Raw genomic sequence first — 19838 nt, 5'->3', positions numbered from 1 at the left:
GTTCCTGTTTTAGTCAAACTCCAGTTCCACCTGCTCCGACCCAACTAACAACCGCAAATCGTTGAGTAAACGATCGCTGGGCGAAATACGCCACGCTGCACCAAAGCGCAGCTTCGCCCGCGCATCTGCTCTCTGATAATAGAGATGCACCGGAATAGTCCCGGAACGATGAGGCTCCAGAGACTGGCGGAGACGGTTTAAAAGCTGGTCATCAATTTGCCTGTCCGTCAGCGAGATAGCAAGACCACGCGCGTATTTTTCCCGCGCTTCGTCAATGTCCATCACTTCACGGGCGGTCATTTTAAGGCCGCCACTAAAGTCATCAAAGCTGACCTGTCCGCTGACGATCAGGATTCGGTCCTTCTCCAGCAATTGCTGGTATTTATCCAATGCATCGGTAAATAACATCACTTCCAGACGACCAGAGCGGTCATCCAGAGTACAGATACCAATTCGGTTACCGCGCTTGGTGACCATCGTCCGGGCTGCAATGACCAGCCCCGCCGCGACGGTCACTTTACCACGATCGGTCGGATGCATGTCCTTGAGGCGCATGCCGCCGACGTAACGTTCAATTTCTTTCAGATACTGATTAATCGGATGGCCGGTGAGATACAGACCCAGCGTTTCACGTTCGCCATCCAGCTGAATCTGTTCCGGCCACGGCGCCACGCTGGCATAGGATTTCTCCACCTGCTCCGGTTCTTCCGCCAGTACGCCAAACATATCCGCCTGGCCGATGGCCTCGGCTTTCGCGTGCTGATCGGCCGCTTTCAGCGCATCGCTAAGCGAACTCATCAGTGCTGCCCGATGCGGACCTAAACGATCAAACGCCCCGGACATGATCAGTTTTTCCATCACCCGGCGGTTGATCTTTTTGGTATCGGTACGCGCGCAGAGATCAAAAAGCTCTTTGAAGTAACCATCGCGATTACGCGCTTCGAGGATCGCTTCGATCGGGCCTTCACCCACCCCTTTGATCGCACCGATGCCGTAAACAATTTCACCGTCATCGTTAACATGGAACGGATAAAGCCCGGAGTTGATATCCGGCGGCAGAACCTTGAGGCCCATACGCCAGCACTCGTCCACCAGCCCCACCACCTTCTCGGTATTATCCATATCAGCGGTCATTACCGCCGCCATAAATTCTGCCGGGTAGTGTGCTTTCAGCCACAGCGTTTGATAAGAAACCAGTGCGTAAGCCGCGGAGTGCGATTTGTTGAAACCATAACCGGCGAATTTCTCTACCAGGTCAAAGATCTTCATCGCCAGCTCGCCGTTGACGCCCATCCTCTCCGCGCCTTCCTGGAACACCGAGCGCTGCTTCGCCATCTCTTCCGGTTTCTTTTTACCCATCGCGCGTCGCAACATATCTGCACCGCCGAGGGTGTAACCGGATAGCACCTGGGCGATCTGCATGACCTGTTCCTGGTACAGAATGATGCCGTAGGTAGGTTCCAGCACCGGTTGCAGCGACTCGTGTTGCCACTCAATGTCCGGATAAGAGATCGCTTCACGACCGTGTTTACGGTCGATAAAGTTATCTACCATGCCTGACTGCAACGGACCAGGACGGAACAACGCAACCAGTGCGATCATGTCTTCGAAGCAGTCTGGCTTCAGACGTTTGATCAGATCTTTCATGCCACGCGATTCAAGCTGGAACACGGCGGTGGTTTCCGCGCGTTGCAGCATGTCAAAGCTCTTTTTGTCTTCGAGCGGAATGGCGGCAATATCAATCGGTTCCAGCCCCTGTTTCTCGCGGCGCGGGTTTATCATCTTCAGCGCCCAGTCGATAATAGTGAGCGTACGCAGGCCGAGGAAGTCGAACTTAACCAGACCCGCGTATTCCACATCATTCTTATCAAACTGCGTCACCGGATGATTGCCGTTTTCATCGCAATACAACGGGGAAAAATCGGTGATTTTGGTCGGCGCGATCACCACACCACCGGCGTGTTTACCGGCGTTACGCGTGACACCTTCCAGCTTACGCGCCATATCGATCAGCGCTTTAACCTCTTCATCTGCCTCATAAATTTCCGGCAGTTGCGGTTCAGCAGCAAAGGCTTTCTCCAGTGTCATGCCCGGATCGGGTGGCACCAGTTTGGAGATGCGATCGACGAAACCATAGGGATGACCCAGCACGCGGCCTACGTCACGGATAACCGCTTTAGCCGCCATGGTACCGAAGGTAATAATCTGTGATACCGCATCACGACCATACATTTCTGCCACGTGATCAATCACCTGATCGCGTTTTTCCATGCAGAAATCGACGTCAAAGTCGGGCATCGACACACGTTCCGGGTTAAGGAAACGTTCGAACAGCAGGTCAAATTCCAGCGGATCGAGGTCGGTAATTTTTAACGCATAGGCCACCAGTGAACCGGCACCGGAACCACGTCCCGGCCCCACAGGTACGCCGTTATCTTTCGACCACTTGATGAACTCCATAACGATCAGGAAGTAACCGGGGAAGCCCATCTGGTTAATAACGTTGAGCTCAATCTCCAGACGTTCATCATATTCCGGCCGCCGCTCGGCGCGTATTGCCGGGTCGGGAAACAGGAACTCCAGACGCTCTTCCAGACCTTCCCGCGATTTCAGCACCAGGAAGTCTTCAGTGGTCATATCGCCGGTGGGGAACTGCGGCAGAAAGTATTCACCGAGACGCACCGTGACGTTACAACGCTTAGCAATTTCTACGCTATTTTCCAGCGCTTCCGGGATGTCCGAGAACAACTCGCACATTTCCGCTTCGCTACGCATATATTGCTGAGGGCTGTAGTTACGTGGGCGCTTCGGATCGTCCAGCGTATAACCATCGTGGATCGCTACACGAATTTCGTGTGCGTCAAAATCGTCTTCATTCAGGAAGCAAACTTCATTGGTCGCCACCACCGGCACGCCGTGTGCTATGGCCAGTTCGACTGCGGAGTGCAGATAGCTTTCTTCATCCGGACGGCCCGTACGCGTCAGTTCGAGATAATAGCGATCGGGAAAGTGTTGCTGATAAAACGCCAGGCACTGCGCCACCAGCGCATTGTTGCCACGCAGCAAGCTACGCCCCACATCACCACGGCGACCACCGGAAAGCAGAATCAAACCTTCCTGATACTCAGCCAGCCAGTCACGATCAATCACCGGGCCGGCAATGCCGTAGCCGCGCTGATAAGCGCGTGAAATCAGCAACGTCAGGTTCTGATAACCGGTGTTATTGGCCGCCAGCACGGTAAGCTGAGTGAGTTCATCGCCCATCAGCTCATTGGCAACGTTAAAATCAGCGCCGATAATCGGTTTCACCCCGGCACCATGCGCTGTGCCATAGAACTTCACCAGCCCGCACAGGTTGGTGAAGTCGGTAATGGCGATAGCTGGCATACCTAATGAGGCAGCTTTTTTTACCAGCGGCCCGGTCTTCGCCAGGCCATCAACCATTGAGTAGTCACTGTGGACACGCAGATGTATAAAACGGGGTTCAGCCATATCAGTTTCCGGTTAAAACAGCGTCAGGCTATTAAAGCGTAGTCGGCTGACGCGCGGCCAGCACGTCGGCATCAATCAGGGCGTTACGTACCGGCGCAAAACTGCGACGGTGATGGGGTGTGGCACCATGCTGAGTCAGTTTTTCCATGTGCAGCACCGTAGGATACCCCTTGTGCTGCGCAAAACCATACTGCGGGAACAGCAGATCCAGCTCGGCCATTTCACGATCGCGCGTCACTTTGGCCAGGATCGACGCGGCACTGATCTCCGCCACCAGGCTATCGCCTTTGACCACGGCCTGCGAAGGCATCGGTAAGACCGGGCAACGATTACCGTCAATCAAGACAAAATCCGGCACCAGCGTCAAACCGGCTACCGCGCGCTGCATCGCCAGCATCGTTGCGTGCAGGATGTTCAGCTGGTCGATCTCTTCCGGCTCGGCTCGTCCGAGGCTCCACGCCAGCGCTTTCTCTTTGATCTCTTCATACAACGCCACACGGCGTTTTTCTGACAGCTTCTTGGAGTCGGCCAGGCCCACGATCGGTTTTGCCGGATCGAGGATCACCGCAGCAGTCACCACCGCACCCACTAACGGACCGCGCCCCACTTCGTCAACACCCGCAATCAAACGCGCATCTGGATAAATAAACTCAGCCATGGGCAATCTCCAATACGGCATCCGCGGCCTGCTCGTCGGCATTCCAGCGAATCTGTGCATGTAGCTCGTTAAAGGTGTTGAGCAACGCATCACGCTCCGGGCCAGCATGCAGCAGCGGTTCCAGTGCGGCAGCTAACGCTTCCGGCTGGCACTCATCCTGCAACAGCTCTTTCACCAATTCACGTCCGGCGAGTAAATTCGGTAAAGAAACGTACGGGGTTTTCACCAGTCGTTTCGCCAGCCAAAAAGTGAAGGGTTTCATACGATAACCCACCACCATCGGACATTTTGCCAGCATGCATTCCAGGGCTGCCGTACCTGACGCCAGAATCGCTGCATCGCTGGCGATCATCGCCTCACGGCCTTTACCGTCGAGCAGATGCATCGGCAGCTCAGGTGCAACCTCAGCTTTGATCTGCTCGAATTGTTCGCGGCGTTTGGCGTTAACCAATGGCACCACAATTTCCAGTGTCGGGTAACGCTGGCACAGTAGCTGCGCGGCGCGCAGAAAATCAGCGCTCAGCATTTCGACTTCTGCACCACGGCTGCCCGGCAGCAGGCCGAGGCAAATCGCATCCTCGGCAATACCTAAATCACGCCGCGCTGCCCGCTTATCAGGTTGCATCGGCATCGCATCGGCCATGGTATGCCCGATAAAACGACATGGCACGTTGAAACGGTCGTAGAACGCTTTTTCAAACGGCAGAAATGCCAGCACCAGATTGGTGTTACGACCGATTTTAAATACGCGCTTTTGACGCCAGGCCCAGACAGACGGGCTGACATAGTGGATGGTACGGATACCAGCGCGCTTCAGGCGGCCTTCCAGCGTGATATTAAAATCAGGTGCATCAATGCCAACAAACACGTCCGGCCGCAGTTCAGTGAAACGCTGCGTCAGGTCACGACGGATTTTCAGCAGGCGTGGCAAGCGCTCCAGCACTTCGACAATGCCCATCACCGCCAGTTCTTCCATCTCATACCAGGCTTCGCAACCCTCAGCCTGCATACGCGGGCCTGCCACGCCAACAAAACGCGCATCAGGGTGGCGCGCCTTCAACGCGCGGATAAGTCCAGCACCAAGAATATCGCCGGAGGTTTCTCCGGCGACCAGGGCAATAGTCAGGGGACGCACTGACATGGATTAACGAATCAACCCACGGGTAGAACGGGCAAAGAAGTCATAGAAAGGCTGGACTTCGCTGTGAGCTTTTGCCAGTGCTTCAATTTCCGGCTTGGCTTCTTCCAGCGTTTTATCGCTGCGATACAACAATTTGTAGGCATTGCGAATCGCATGCAGTGCTTCTTTGCTGAAACCACGACGCTTCAGACCTTCGATATTGATACCAAAAGGCGTCGCATGGTTACCCTGCGCAATGACATAAGGAGGAATATCCTGAGCAACGCCAGAACAACCACCTACCATCACGTGTGCGCCAATGGTGCACCACTGGTGCACGGCTGTCATCCCACCAATGATCGCAAAATCATCAACAGTGACATGCCCGCCCAGCGTGGCGTTATTGGCAAAAATGCAACGATTGCCAATCACACAATCATGCGCGATATGGGCATTCACCATCAGCAGATTGTCGCTACCGACTTTAGTCAAACCGCCACCTTGCACCGTACCACGGTGAATGGTGACGCTTTCGCGGATGCGGTTGCGATCGCCAATTTCCACGCGGGTCGGCTCACCGGCATATTTCAGGTCCTGATTGACTTCACCAATGGAAGCAAACTGGTAGATCTGGTTATCTTTACCGATACGCGTATGGCCATTCACCACCACGTGCGATTTAAGCACTGTACCTTCACCAATTTCCACGTTGGCACCAATAAAGCAAAACGGGCCGATGTGAACATTGGCACCGATAACGGCACCCTCTTCGATAACAGAACTGGGATGGATGTTGGCGGTTGAATCAATCACTAATTATGCCTCCCGGCTACGGGCACACATCATGGTCGCTTCACAGACAATTTTACCGTCTACAGTAGCAACACCTTTGAAGCGAGTAAGACCACGACGGGTTTTCTCGAAAGTGACTTCCATGATCATCTGGTCGCCCGGAACAACCGGACGCTTGAAACGAGCTTCATCAATACCTGCGAAGTAGTAAAGTTCGCCCGGCTCCAGTTTTCCAACGCTTTTAAACGCCAGAATGCCCGTCGCCTGCGCCATAGCTTCCAGAATCAGAACGCCAGGGAAAATCGGTTTACCAGGGAAGTGTCCCTGGAAAAACGGTTCGTTAAAGGAAACGTTCTTCACCGCACGCAGATATTTATGCTCTTCAAACTCCAGCACGCGGTCAACCAGCAGAAATGGATAACGGTGCGGCAGCAATTCTAAAATCTCTTCAATTTTCAGAGTATGCGTTTCAGTAGTCAAAATACTCTTCCTGTCCTAAAAAATTCTGATGGCAACAATAACACGGCCTGCATCGATCAAAACGATCATCTGCAGGCCGCAAATCAGTTCGGTGGCGTTTCGCTTCTCTGCGATACCTGCTGCACTTCCTCAAAAAACGCCTGAGGTGGAAAGAGGTACGCTGCTTATTATGAAGCGGGTCTCGCGGGATGACGTTAGTCGTCTTTGCCGACTTTACGCTCGATGGCTTTGAGACGTTTGCTCAGGTCATCGATGTTCATCACCAGCGCTGCCGTTTTACGCCAGGTTTTGTTGGGTTGCAACGGAATACCCGAAGAGTATACCCCAGGCTCTGTGATCGGTCGCATTACCATGCCCATTCCGGTCACGGTCACTTTGTCACAGATTTCCATATGCCCATTAATGACGCTGGCGCCGCCAATCATACAGTAACGACCAATCTTCAGACTACCCGCCATGATCACACCACCAGCAACAGCGGTGTTATCGCCGATCACAACGTTGTGCGCAATCTGACACTGGTTATCTATGATAACACCATTGCCGATCAGAGTGTTATCCAGCGCACCGCGATCGATGGTGGTACAGGCACCAATTTCCACCCGATCACCGATGACCACCGTTCCCAGTTGCGGGATTTTCACCCAATTGCCGCGATCATTGGCATATCCGAATCCGTCTGCACCGATGACGGCACCTGATTGAATCAGACAATCCTGACCAATCTGGATTTCGTGATAAATCGTCACGTTTGCCCACAAACGTGAACCGCGACCAATACGCGTCTGCTTACCAACAAAACATCCGGCACCGATAACGACATCGTCGCCCAGTTCAACACCGGACTCGATCACCGCATTCGCGCCTACCGACACATTATTTCCCAGCTTCGCGGTCGGGTCGATCACCGCGCTGGGCGCGATATTTTGCGCGGGCTGAGGCGTCGTGTCCAGCAGTTGTGCCATGCGGGCGTAAGTCAGGTAAGGATTTTTCACCACCAGCGCGGCCGTCTTACACCACTCCAGATCCGCTTCCGTCAGCACCACGGCCGAAGCATGAACCTGGGCGAGCTGCTCGCGGTAACGGCTGTTTGCAAGAAAAGTGATTTGGCCAGTTGTGGCGGATTGCATAGAAGCAATGCCGGAGATGGCGATATCGCCATCTCCGTGCAATTCTGCATCCAACTGCTGGGCTAAATCAGCCAGTCGAATAGATGACATCGATTATTTAACCTGTTTTACAACGTCTGCAGTGATGTCTTTAGCATCGGAAGAAGTGTACAGCACGGCCTGAGAGTCCAGAACCAGATCGTACCCTTCGCTTTTCGCTACAGACTGAACTGCGGTCTGGATTTTAGCCAGCAGCTTGTTGCGCTCCTGCATCTGACGGGTCTGGTTGTCTTTTTCAAAAGCCTGGGCTTTTGATTCGAAAGCAGCACGCTCAGAAGAGATCTGCTTCTCTTTCTTGGTACGGTCGCTTGCTTTCATGGTGGAAGCATTGCGCTGCAGATCCTGGATTTCCTGCTGAATTTTCTGCTGCTGAGACTGGAGATCGGAGGCGCGGCCCTGGAACTCAGTCTCAAGTTGCTTAGCAACAGCAGCACGCTGCGGAGACTGCTGGAAAACCTGGCTCAGGTTAACAACGGCGATTTTGTCTGCCGCCTGGGCGCCAGCAGAAGCAGCTAATGCAACACCCAGAGCAGCGGCACAGAACAACTTTTTCACTATAAACTCCTTACCCTCAACATGTGTGTTTGCAGCGCGTGGCAGAACCACACGCTTGCAAGACGCTATTTATACCCGTTGGGTATACACTTCCCTGCTCAGAGCTTTACCAGGTTTTACCGATGTTAAACTGGAACTGCTCTGACTTGTCTCCCTCGACTTTCTTGACCGGCTGGGCATATGAGAACACCAACGGCCCCAACGGTGACATCCACTGTAGTGCGATACCGCTGGATACGCGAATATTGTTTGGATCGCTGTAGTCAGGAATCCCTGCCGCACGCGTTTCAGCGGTATTCTGCCATTTAGTATCCCAGACGGTACCGGCATCGACAAACAATGAGGTACGTACTGAGTTAGCGTACTTCTCACTCAGGAACGGTGTTGGTGTGATCAGCTCAAGGCTGGCCACTGCCATTGCGTTACCCCCCACCGCATCATCCGACTTACAAACACCATTCGGATCGGACAGCGTACAGGTGGACGAGCCATCATTCAGATACGCCGCTTTCGGACCAATGGTGTTGGACTGGAAGCCACGAACGGTGCTGGAACCACCGGCGTAGAAGTTCTCATAGAACGGCATCTCTTTACCACCGAGTCCGTCACCATATCCAATACGGCCACGACCCAACAGCACCCAAGTACGATCCTGGTTAATCGGCACGTACTGCTGTGTATCCAGCGTCGCTTTATAGAAGCTGTTGTCTGAACCTGGGATGGTGATCTTACCGTTCAGGTTGGTACGGTTACCCGACGTTGGGAAGAACCCGCGGTCAAGGGTGTTATATGTCCAGCCATAGTTGAAGGTAAAGTCATTGGCAGAATAATCACCATCTTTATTCAGACCCTGATGATTCCCTACTGAGTCGAGATAACGCCACATCGCAATCTGCGGCTGCATATTGGACAGGTCGTTATGTACGTAACCTAAACCAACGCGCAGGGAGTTGTTCTCGTTAATCGGGAAGCCCAGCGTGCCATCAAGACCATAACTTCTGTTGGTGTAGTCAGACAGGTCAGCATCGTCAGCTCTAAAGTCGTTATAGAAAATACGACCACCCAGGCTGACACCGTCCACCGTGAAATACGGATCGGTCAGTGAGAATTCAGCATAGGTCTGATAATCATTTTTGGTGCCGCTGATGCCAACAGTGTTACCGGTGCCGAGCCAGTTATCCTGGGTCACACCGACCTGGAAGCTCACACCACTCTCGGTGCCGTAGCCCACGCCGAAGTTAAAGGTACCGGTATTACGTTCTTTCACCTTGTAGACCACGTCTACCTGATCAGGTGAACCCGGCACGCGTTGGGTATCCACGTCCACAGTTTCAAAGTAACCGGTACGGTTCAGACGTTCTTTGCCCTGATCAACCAGATCGCTACCCAGCCAGGCACCTTCCATCTGACGCATCTCACGACGCAGTACCGAATCTTTCGACGTATCGTTACCCTCGAAGCGGACTTTACGCACGTAGTAACGGTTACCTGCATCAACGTTGATATGCAGTTTTACCGTCTTATCAGCATCATTGATTTCCGGCTGTGTCACCACACGCGGGTAGGCATAACCGTAGCGGCCCAGCAGTTTCTTGATGTCATCTTCCATCTGGGTGACTTTAGTGCCGTTATACAGCTCACCCGCAGGGATTTTCGTCAGATGTTCAATTTCCGCCGAGTGGCCTGCCATGCTGCCGTTAACAATCACACCAGCAATCTTGTACTGATCGCCTTCGGTGATGTTGACGGTGATGTAGATGCCTTTTTTGTCCGGCGTCAGGCTCACCTGCGTTGAATCGATATTAAAACGCGCATAACCGCGATCCAGATAGAAGCTGCGCAGGGTTTCGAGGTCCCCGGCCAGTTTCTGTTTCTGGTATTTACGATCGCCCACAACGTTCCACCACGGCACTTCGTCACGCAGCTGGAAGCGAGAGATCAGTTCATCTGAGCTAAACGCTTTGTTGCCCACGATGTTGATCTGCTGAATCTGTGCAGAAACACCTTCCTGGAAGACAAATTTCAGATCGACACGGTTACGCGGCAGCGGCGTGGCAATCGCTTTAACGCTGGCGGTATATTTACCGACGCTGTAATAGAAATCCTCCAGTCCCTTCTCAATGGAAGAGAGCGTGGTGCGGTCAAGGGCTTCACCGACGCGGATACCCGATGCTTCAAGGTTTTGCTTCAGCTGATCTTCTTTCACCGCTTTGTTACCGGAGAAAGTGATGCTGGCAATGGTCGGGCGTTCTTTCACCTGGACAATCAGCGTAGTACCGTCGCGCAGAACCTGAACATCTTCAAAGTTGCCGGTGGCGAACAGTGCGCGAATGGTATTTCTGACGTCATCATCATTCACTGTATCGCCGACACGAACCGGCATGCTTAGCAGAGCCGCGCCGACGGCGACTCTCTGTAGCCCTTCGAAATGAATATCCTTCACCACGAAATCGTCTGCACCGTACACGGTGGCGCTGCTAAACAGCAGCGACGCTATGAGCAACTTTTTCATCGCCATCGTTGTTATGCGTTTTCCTAACACATCCCACGTCTGTCTGCATTCCAGCTATTACAGACGTGAGAAATCATTGAAAAGTGCAAGCCCCATTAACAGCACCAGCAGAATTGAGCCAATGCGATAACTAAAGTCCTGAACTCGCTCGGACACAGGTCCACCTTTGATCTTTTCGATCGCCAGAAAGAGCAAATGTCCACCATCTAAAACCGGCAGTGGGAACAGGTTAATTATCCCTAAGTTGACGCTGATAAGCGCCAGGAACATCAGGTAGTAAATCACCCCATATTCTGCTGATAACCCGGCACCCTGCGCGATCGAAATCGGCCCGCTCAGATTATTCAGCTTCACATCCCCGGTTATCAACTTGCCCAGCATGGAGACCGTCAGCTTCATCAGTTGCCAGGTTTTTACACTGGCTTCACCAATCGCGGCGAAAGGCCCATACTGCCTTACCGTTTTGTACTCGTCAGGTAGCGGAATCACTCGCGGGATAACCCCCGCAAAACCTTCCGCTTTATTCCCCGGCTTGGCTTCGGGTGTCAGCGTTAATGCCAGCGATTCACCGTTACGCTCCACCTCCAGCGCCATGTTTTTGCCAGGGTTATCGCGCACCTGCACCACAAAAGTCTGCCATTGCGTTAACGGCTGACCATCGACTTTAACGATCCTGTCGCCCGCTTGCAAACCGGCGTCACTCGCCGGAGAGTTAGCCTGCACTTCGGCGAGGGTCGTTTCAATCTGCGGCCCACGTGGGCGAATACCTAACGCAACCACCGGGTCCTGCTTGTCTGGCTCAAACTGCCAGTCATGCAAATCCAGCTGCTTCTGCTGCGTAGCCTGTTCACCAAACTGCGAGACGGTAAGCGTTGTACTTTGGTCACCGATTTTGCCGATCAGCGCCATGCGTACCGCATCCCAATCAGGCGTTTCGATACCATCTACCGCTTTAAGTTCCATACCAGAGGCAATTTGCGCTTCTGCAGCTATGGAACCGTTCAGAATTTCGCCAACAACCGGGCGCACACCAGGCACACCGTGAATAAACACCGCCCAGTACGCAATGATGGCAAAGATGAAGTTAGCAATGGGTCCGGCAGCAATAATCGATGCCCGCTGCCAGATAGCTTTGTTATTGAAAGCCTGATGGCGCAGTTCAGCGGGGACGCTTTCAACGCGTTCATCAAGCATTTTGACGTAACCGCCAAGGGGGATCAGGGCAATGACATATTCCGTGCCCTGACGGTCGCTACGACGCCACAGCGCTTTGCCAAAACCAATCGAAAAACGTTCAACTTTGACACCGCAACGGCGCGCAACCCAAAAATGGCCGAACTCGTGCACGGTAATCAGCACGCCGAGCGCCACAATAAAGGCTGCAAAACTCCAGAGTATGCTCAACATCGTCGCCTATCCTCAGAGGGTGCGGAACACCAGCAGCAACAGGCAGGCAAAGACCGGCACCGCTGCTGTCAGGCTATCAATGCGATCGAGGATACCACCGTGGCCCGGAATTAAGTTACCGCTGTCTTTGATACCGGCTTCACGTTTGAACATACTTTCTGTCAAATCGCCCAGTACCGAAGCCAATGCGGCGATAACAGCACAGATAATCAGGGTTGACGTGGCAATAGTTAATGGCGCGAACGTGGCAAACAGCCAGGCAATCACGGCAGAGCAGACTAACCCGCCGAGGAAGCCTTCCCAGGTTTTACCCGGCGAGACTTTGGGAGCCAGCTTGTGTTTACCAAATAACCGGCCAAACATATAGGCACCTGAATCGGCACCCCACACCAGAAACATGACAAACAGCAGCCACCAGGCTCCGGCGAAATGATCGGTATCGTAATGATACTGGCGCAACGCCATCATGCCCCAGAAGAACGGGATCACGGTGAGCACACCAAACAGGAGACGTAACGGGCGTGAATGACGCCAGACGGCCGCAGAAGCGGGATAAAACAGCACCAGCACCAACGCCACGACCCACCAGATAAGAGACGCCCATAACGAGCTTTCCATCTGCACCTGGTGCAAATCACGTTGGTAAGGTTGCAGCGTGAATAACATCACCGCCAGCAGCAAGCCACAAAGCACAGCCAGCCAGATGCGTTGCTGACGGGTCGCCATACCCGCCAGCTGCCCCCATTCCCAGGCGGCAAGCATACAGATGATGATGGTTGTTATCGCAAAACCGGATAGTGGTAACCAGAACAGCGCAGCAATCACCAGCGGAATTAAAATAAACGCGGTAATTAAACGAGACTTCAGCAAAGGTTACCCCCAGGTTGCTCAGGCGCCGCCTGGTGCAGCGCCGCCATAGCGACGCTCCCGCAGAGAGAAAGCATTCAGTGCACCTTCAAAAACATGTTCATCAAAATCAGGCCAGAGAACATCGGTAAACCAGAACTCAGCATAGGCAACCTGCCACAGCAGGAAGTTGCTGATTCGATGCTCTCCCCCGGTCCTTATCACTAAATCCACCGGCGCCAGCTCATTCATACAAAGGTACGGAGCCAGACTCTCTTCGGTTATCTGGTCAGGACGTAACAAACCTTCCTGAACCTGCTCGGCCAATTTTCTGGCACCCTGGATAATATCCCAACGTCCACCATAGTTGGCAGCAATGTTGAGAGTCAGTCCATTATTTTGCTGAGTCAGTTCCTCGGCGCGACGAATGCGTTCCTGGATTCTGGAATTGAAACGACTGATGTCGCCAATAACACGCAGACGTACGTTATGTTTGTGCAGGCTTTTGACTTCGCTATCAAGCGCCCAGACAAATAATTCCATTAAGGCCGTCACTTCCTGTATCGGTCGGCTCCAGTTTTCGCTACTGAATGCGTAAAGTGTGAGCGCTTCCAGCTTATGGCTGACCGCAAAGCTGACGGCCCGGCGTACTGATTTTACCCCGGCTTTGTGGCCTGAAATACGCAGTTTGCCCTGATTTTTTGCCCAGCGACCATTACCATCCATAATGATGGCCACGTGACGCGGCGTACAATCAGACCGGTCATCGAATGTGTTGTGATTGTTGGACGACATAACGCGTAATAATTCCTTTAATCAGAAATGCTGTGGTTTCTGAATACATTGCGCCTGCAGCAAACACCGACTTTTCAGTCGGCTGGCATCGAAACAATGCCAGGCCGTGAAACGCGAGCGAGCGACTATACCATTTTCGCCCTGAGCTAACAAATAGCGGGGACAATCAACCTGCTATGCGCAAACGTGGCAACATTTCCGTGGCACATACTCGCGCTAACCGATCAATCTCCACCACCGCCTCAACGCTATCGGGTTCCCCGCAGCTCAGCGATGCCAGCACTTCACTGTTCAGTGCTGCGATATCGGTAAAGCGGATCTGATGCTGCAGAAATGCGGCGACCGCCACCTCATTCGCTGCATTCAGCGTCGTCGTGGCGGCCTGGCCAGTGGCGCAGGCGTCAATTGCCAGCTTCAGGCAGGGATAGCGCGCGTAATCCGGCTCAGCGAAGGTCAGCGCTTTCATTCGAGTGAAATCGAGCGGTGTCACGCCGGCAGAAATACGTGCTGGCCATGCCATGCTGTGAGCAATAGGGGTACGCATATCGGGCGATCCCAGTTGCGCCAGCACGCTACCATCGCAATAACGCACCATAGAATGGATGACCGACTGCGGATGCAGGATCACTTCCATCTGCGCATCCGTTGCGTTAAATAGCCAGCGGGCTTCAATGTATTCAAGACCTTTATTCATCATGGTGGCTGAATCAACAGAGATTTTACGCCCCATTGACCAGTTCGGATGCGCACATGCCTGATCCGGCGACATAGCCGCTAACTCAGCTAATGGCGTGTCACGAAAAGGGCCACCTGATCCCGTGAGGATAATCGACTCAATGCCGTTCTCCCGCAGATCAGCGTACCCCAACTGCTGCTGTATGGAAGCCGGTAAACTCTGAAAAATGGCATTGTGCTCGCTGTCGACGGGCAATAACCGGGCCTGATGACGCTGTACCGCCTCCATAAACAGGCGGCCGCATGTGACAAGAGATTCTTTATTCGCCAGCAGCACGGTTTTACCGGCGCGGATGGCTGCCAGCGTCGGCAGCAGGCCCGATGCACCGACAATCGCCGCCATCACCTGATCAACCTCATCCAGCGCAGCAAGTTCGCAGGCAGCCTGAACGCCGGAGAGCACTTCAGTTTTGATGTTGAGTGCTCTCAGTCGCTCACGCAGCGCCTGTGCGGAGATTTCATCCGCCATCGCCGCATAGCGCGGCGCAAACTGCTGGCATTGCTCGGCCATCAACGCCACATTCTGACCAGCCACCAGCGCTGTTACCTGATATTGCTCGGGATTTTCCCGCACCACTGCCAGTGTGCTGGTACCAATTGAGCCGGTGGAACCAAGCAGAGTTAATCGCTTCATGACGCTTTCCGTGTGTTTTCCGGAGAAGGCAGGCAGAAAATGCCCTCATCCGCAGGGACAAAAATAAAACGCCGCAAGATCGTGCATTCCCAAATGGGTATACCTCTCTTGACGGCGTTTGTCGGACAAAGATGGAATCAGAACTCCATCAGTTCCTTTTCTTTCTCTGCCAGTGCTGCATCAACATTCTTGATGCGTGCATCGGTCATTTTCTGGATTTCGTCCTGCGTACGACGTTCGTCGTCTTCGCTGATCTCTTTATCTTTCAGCAACGCTTTGATCTTGTCGTTGGCGTCACGACGTACGTTACGTACTGACACACGACCCTGCTCCGCTTCACCACGGACGATTTTGATCAGATCTTTACGACGTTCTTCCGTCAGCGCTGGCAGCGGAACACGGATGTCGCTACCTGCTGAACTTGGGTTCAGACCCAGATCGGATGCCATAATCGCTTTCTCAACGGCCGGACCCAGCGAGCGATCGAAGACGTTGATTTTCAGCGTACGGGAATCTTCTACAGTGACGCTAGCCAGCTGACGCAGCGGCGTTGGCGTACCGTAATATTCAACAACAATGCCGTCGAGCAGAGAGGGAGAAGCGCGACCAGTGCGCACTTTGCTAATGGTGTTTTTGAATGCTTCCACGCATTTGTCCATGCGCGTTTCAGCATCTTTTTTAATTTCGTTAATCACGTTGAAACCCTTGGATTCGGTTTGACCTGGCCATTTCCGGGCTAACCGGAAGCGGTATCGATAATCATCGATCATCCTGATACCCGTCATATTTCGGGTATGGCACGACGACCGAGCGCCGCGCCAACAGAATATACCCTATTTTATCTTGCGTCGGGTATTAATGCGTAATCAGGGTGCCTTCTTTTTCACCCATCACTACGCGGCGCAGTGCGCCAGGCTTGTTCATGTTGAAGACGCGGATTGGCAACTGATGATCGCGAGCCAGCGTAAAGGCTGCCAGATCCATCACTTTCAGCTCTTTATCCAGCACTTCGGCATAGCTCAGCTGTTCATACAGCGTTGCGTCCGGATTTTTAACCGGATCGGCAGAATAGACGCCATCGACTTTGGTGGCTTTCAGCACCACGTCCGCTTCAATTTCAATGCCACGCAGGCAGGCGGCTGAGTCGGTGGTAAAGAACGGGTTGCCAGTACCGGCAGAGAAAATCACAACACGGTTATTGCGCAGCAGGCTGATCGCTTCGGCCCAGCTGTAGTTATCACATACGCCATTCAGCGGAATCGCTGACATCAGACGCGCATTGACATAGGCACGGTGCAGCGCATCGCGCATCGCCAGGCCATTCATCACGGTTGCCAGCATACCCATATGGTCACCGACCACACGGTTCATACCCGCCTGTGCCAGGCCCGCGCCACGGAACAGGTTACCGCCACCAATAACCACACCTACCTGGATACCCAGCTCAACCAGCTCTTTCACCTCTTGCGCCATGCGGTCAAGCACACTCGCGTCAATACCAAAACCTTCGGCACCTTGCAGTGCTTCGCCACTCAGTTTTAGCAGGATACGTTGATATACAGGTTTTGCGTTGGTCGCCATGGTCAATTCTTCCTGGAAGATATGATGAAAAGGAGAAGTTAAATCTGATCAATCATCCGCTTAGCGAGAGAGAAAAGCTATTGGGAAGTGACTGAAAATGCGTCCGCAACAAAATGCAGACAAAAAAGAACCGCCTTCCGGCGGTTCTTTCGGACCAATTAAGACTGTTTGGACATTGCAGCAACTTCTGCTGCGAAGTCAGTCTCAACTTTCTCGATACCTTCACCCACTTCGAAGCGGATAAAGTTGATCACGTCTGCGCCTTTCTCTTTCAGAGCCTGGCCAACGGTTTTGCTCGGGTCGATAACGAAAGCCTGACCAGTCAGAGAAACTTCGCCGGTGAATTTCTTCATGCGGCCTTCAACCATTTTCTCTGCGATTTCTTTCGGCTTACCAGACTGCATCGCGATGTCCAGCTGAACCTGGTACTCTTTAGCGACCACGTCTTCAGACACGTCTTCCGGCTTAACGAATTCCGGCTTGCTTGCTGCAACGTGCATTGCAACCTGCTTGATCAGCTCTTCGTCAGCGCCTTTGGTAGAAACCAGAACGCCGATACGTGCGCCGTGCAGGTAGTTGCCCAGCTCAGCACCTTCCAGAATCGCAACGCGACGGATGTTGATGTTCTCACCGATTTTCGCAACCAGTGCTACGCGTTCTTCTTCGAACTGCGCTTTCAGAACTTCAACGTCAGTCACTTTGCCAGCAGCTGCTGCGTCAATCACTTTGTCAGCAAACGCCTGGAAACCGGCATCTTTTGCGACGAAGTCGGTCTGGCAGTTAACTTCCAGGATCACACCAAAGCCGTCAACGATCTTGGTTTTGATCACGCCATCAGCAGCAACGTTACCCGCTTTTTTCGCTGCTTTGATTGCGCCAGACTTACGCATGTTTTCGATGGCCAGTTCGATATCGCCATTCGCTTCAGTCAGCGCTTTTTTGCAATCCATCATGCCAGCGGCAGTACGCTCGCGCAGTTCTTTTACCAGTGCAGCGGTAATTTCAGCCATTCCAGAATCCTCGATTCGTTTCTCAGTGTTTGCACACTGCCAGAAACTTGTTGCGGAAAATTTACTCTGCCCCGCTCACCTGACAGGTCAGCGTGACAAACTTGGATATAATAAAGGGGCCTGTGCGGCCCCCTTAACAGATTACATCTGATGTCTAAGGGCTCTGTGAAAGAGCAGACCTTATCAGGCGTTCTCTAAAGACGCGTCTTCAGCTTGCTCAGCCAGATCCTGTGAACGGCCTTCGCGCACGGTAGTGGCAACGGCAGTCAGGTACAGGCTTACAGCACGGATTGCATCGTCGTTACCCGGGATAACGAAATCAACGCCGTCCGGATCAGAGTTGGTATCAACGATAGCAAATACCGGAATACCCAGGTTGTTTGCTTCTTTGATTGCAATGTGCTCGTGGTCAGCATCAACAACGAACAGTGCATCCGGCAGACCGCCCATATCTTTGATACCGCCCAGGCTGTTTTCCAGCTTGGCCAGTTCACGAGCGCGCATCAGCGCTTCTTTTTTGGTCAGTTTGTCGAAAGTACCGTCCTGAGACTGAGTTTCCAGATCTTTCAGGCGTTTGATTGACTGACGAACGGTTTTCCAGTTGGTCAGCATGCCACCCAACCAGCGGTGGTTAACGAAGAACTGGTCGCAGCTCAGTGCAGACTCTTTTACCGCTTCGGCAGCAGCGCGCTTAGTACCGACGAACAGGATCTTACCTTTACGGGAAGAAATTTTGTTCAGCTCAGCCAGGGCTTCGTTGAACATCGGTACAGTTTTCTCAAGGTTGATGATGTGAACTTTGTTACGCGCACCGAAGATGAACGGCTTCATTTTCGGGTTCCAGTAACGGGTCTGGTGACCGAAGTGAACACCAGCCTTGAGCATGTCGCGCATGGAAACAGTTGCCATGATTACCTCTAAAGTTTGATTGGGGTTGGGCCTCCATGTATCCCATACAACCGACCTCTTACGAGGCACCCCGGCGTACGTGTCGATACATGTGTGTTTTAGTACACATAATGAGATTTATGCGTTTCCTGTCGACCTGGCGGCTGACAGAGAATCGTCGGCGCGCTTTATACCATAATGTGCAGGAATACGCCAATAGTAGTTAGCGGGAAAAGGCTTAGTGTTTCCCGATTTGGCAGCCTAAATCGCTGCTGCTAACATGACTGCACAGAATTCAATTATCGTCGAAATTTTCGACAGCCGCGGATTAATTTAATGGCAATTTCAATCAAAACCCCTGAAGAAATCGAAAAAATGCGTGTTGCGGGCCGTCTGGCCGCTGAGGTGCTGGAAATGATTGCACCGCATGTCGTGCCGGGTATCTCTACCGGTGAACTGGACCGTCTCTGCCACGAGCACATCACCCAACAGCAGCAGGCTATTTCTGCCTGCCTTGGCTACCACGGTTTCCCGAAATCGGTGTGCATCTCAATCAATGAAGTGGTGTGCCACGGCATTCCCAGCGACGATCGCCTGCTGAAAGATGGCGATGTCGTCAATATCGATGTCACGGTGATCAAAGATGAATATCACGGTGACACCTCGAAAATGTTCATCGTTGGCAAACCCACTATCCAGGGTGAACGCCTGTGCCGGGTCACGCAGGAAAGCCTGTATCTGGCGCTGCGTCTGGTAAAACCGGGCATTCGCCTGCGTGAGCTGGGTCGTGCGATTCAGAAGTACGTTGAAGCGCAGGATTTCTCCGTGGTACGTGAATATTGCGGCCACGGCATTGGTAAAGGTTTCCATGAAGAACCGCAGGTGCTGCATTACGATGCTGATGACAGTGGCGTGGTGTTGCAGGCTGGCATGACCTTTACCGTCGAGCCGATGGTTAACGCCGGTGACTACCGCATCCGCACCATGAAGGATGGCTGGACCGTAAAAACCAAAGATCGCAGCTTGTCCGCGCAGTATGAGCATACTATTGTGGTGACGGAGAACGGCTGTGAGATTCTGACCCTGCGTGAAGACGACACCATTCCGGCGGTGCTGGAAAACGTAGCGTAAATCTCTTTCCAATAATGACCTCGCCGACCTTGT

The 19838-nt window shown here is 53.0% G+C and carries 17 protein-coding genes; 1 reads left to right on the top strand and 16 read right to left on the bottom strand.

All coding sequences use genetic code 11. From position 1 onward, the window contains the following. Nucleotides 1-9 precede the first annotated feature (9 nt). The 16 genes from dnaE to rpsB all read right to left on the bottom strand — a co-directional run bounded on the left by dnaE (nt 10) and on the right by rpsB (nt 18695). The gene (dnaE, locus tag HA50_RS03970) at nt 10-3492 is read right to left on the bottom strand and encodes a DNA polymerase III subunit alpha (RefSeq protein ID WP_084872867.1); all 3483 of its coding nucleotides are present in this window, start codon (nt 3490-3492) and stop codon (nt 10-12) included. Between the two features lie 31 nt (nt 3493-3523). After that, complete coding sequence (gene rnhB, locus HA50_RS03965; RefSeq protein WP_084872865.1) at nt 3524-4150, bottom strand: ribonuclease HII; 627 nt, start codon at nt 4148-4150, stop codon at nt 3524-3526. Further along, nucleotides 4143-5291 carry a lipid-A-disaccharide synthase gene (lpxB, locus tag HA50_RS03960; protein WP_084872863.1) on the bottom strand — a complete coding sequence of 383 codons (1149 nt, stop codon included), beginning with the start codon at nt 5289-5291 and terminating at the stop codon, nt 4143-4145. The genes rnhB and lpxB overlap by 8 nt, the downstream gene beginning before the upstream one ends. A 3-nt stretch (nt 5292-5294) precedes the next feature. After that, entirely contained in the window at nt 5295-6083 is a 789-nt protein-coding gene (gene lpxA, locus HA50_RS03955) for an acyl-ACP--UDP-N-acetylglucosamine O-acyltransferase (RefSeq protein ID WP_084872861.1), read from the bottom strand. Nucleotides 6084-6086: 3 nt separating this feature from the next. Continuing rightward, nucleotides 6087-6542 carry a 3-hydroxyacyl-ACP dehydratase FabZ gene (gene fabZ / locus HA50_RS03950; protein WP_084872859.1) on the bottom strand — a complete coding sequence of 152 codons (456 nt, stop codon included), beginning with the start codon at nt 6540-6542 and terminating at the stop codon, nt 6087-6089. 194 nt (nt 6543-6736) lie between these two features. Continuing rightward, nucleotides 6737-7762 carry a UDP-3-O-(3-hydroxymyristoyl)glucosamine N-acyltransferase gene (gene lpxD / locus HA50_RS03945; RefSeq protein WP_084872857.1) on the bottom strand — a complete coding sequence of 342 codons (1026 nt, stop codon included), beginning with the start codon at nt 7760-7762 and terminating at the stop codon, nt 6737-6739. A 3-nt stretch (nt 7763-7765) separates the two neighbouring features. Next, nucleotides 7766-8266: an OmpH family outer membrane protein gene (locus tag HA50_RS03940; protein WP_084872856.1), complete on the bottom strand. Its 501-nt coding sequence runs from the start codon at nt 8264-8266 to the stop codon at nt 7766-7768. Between the two features lie 106 nt (nt 8267-8372). After that, nucleotides 8373-10784: an outer membrane protein assembly factor BamA gene (gene bamA, locus HA50_RS03935; protein ID WP_084872853.1), complete on the bottom strand. Its 2412-nt coding sequence runs from the start codon at nt 10782-10784 to the stop codon at nt 8373-8375. 51 nt (nt 10785-10835) lie between these two features. Then, nucleotides 10836-12185 carry a sigma E protease regulator RseP gene (rseP, locus tag HA50_RS03930; RefSeq protein WP_084872851.1) on the bottom strand — a complete coding sequence of 450 codons (1350 nt, stop codon included), beginning with the start codon at nt 12183-12185 and terminating at the stop codon, nt 10836-10838. A gap of 12 nt (nt 12186-12197) precedes the next feature. Next, entirely contained in the window at nt 12198-13055 is an 858-nt protein-coding gene (gene cdsA / locus HA50_RS03925; RefSeq protein ID WP_084872849.1) for a phosphatidate cytidylyltransferase, read from the bottom strand. Nucleotides 13056-13073: 18 nt separating this feature from the next. Continuing rightward, nucleotides 13074-13826, bottom strand: coding sequence for a (2E,6E)-farnesyl-diphosphate-specific ditrans,polycis-undecaprenyl-diphosphate synthase (ispU, locus tag HA50_RS03920; RefSeq protein WP_084872847.1), 753 nt, complete (start codon nt 13824-13826; stop codon nt 13074-13076). Between the two features lie 166 nt (nt 13827-13992). Continuing rightward, on the bottom strand, nt 13993-15195 hold the full coding sequence (gene ispC / locus HA50_RS03915) for a 1-deoxy-D-xylulose-5-phosphate reductoisomerase (protein WP_084872845.1): 1203 nt from the start codon (nt 15193-15195) through the stop codon (nt 13993-13995). Between the two features lie 137 nt (nt 15196-15332). Further along, on the bottom strand, nt 15333-15890 hold the full coding sequence (gene frr, locus HA50_RS03910) for a ribosome recycling factor (RefSeq protein ID WP_084878324.1): 558 nt from the start codon (nt 15888-15890) through the stop codon (nt 15333-15335). A gap of 160 nt (nt 15891-16050) precedes the next feature. Continuing rightward, nucleotides 16051-16776: a UMP kinase gene (pyrH, locus tag HA50_RS03905; protein WP_084872843.1), complete on the bottom strand. Its 726-nt coding sequence runs from the start codon at nt 16774-16776 to the stop codon at nt 16051-16053. 158 nt (nt 16777-16934) lie between these two features. Then, the gene (tsf, locus tag HA50_RS03900; protein WP_084872842.1) at nt 16935-17786 is read right to left on the bottom strand and encodes a translation elongation factor Ts; all 852 of its coding nucleotides are present in this window, start codon (nt 17784-17786) and stop codon (nt 16935-16937) included. A 183-nt stretch (nt 17787-17969) separates the two neighbouring features. Then, complete coding sequence (gene rpsB / locus HA50_RS03895; RefSeq protein ID WP_013507942.1) at nt 17970-18695, bottom strand: 30S ribosomal protein S2; 726 nt, start codon at nt 18693-18695, stop codon at nt 17970-17972. 315 nt (nt 18696-19010) lie between these two features. Between rpsB and map the strand changes: the two genes are divergently transcribed. Beyond that, a complete protein-coding gene (gene map / locus HA50_RS03890; protein ID WP_084872840.1) occupies nt 19011-19805 on the top strand; it encodes a type I methionyl aminopeptidase in 795 nt (264 codons plus the stop codon). Nucleotides 19806-19838: the final 33 nt, after the last annotated feature.

This window comes from Pantoea cypripedii, from assembly GCF_002095535.1.
Classification (GTDB): Bacteria; Pseudomonadota; Gammaproteobacteria; order Enterobacterales; family Enterobacteriaceae; genus Pantoea; species Pantoea cypripedii.
Note: the sequence above shows the minus strand (reverse complement) of the source record. Positions and strands in the feature narration are given on the sequence as shown.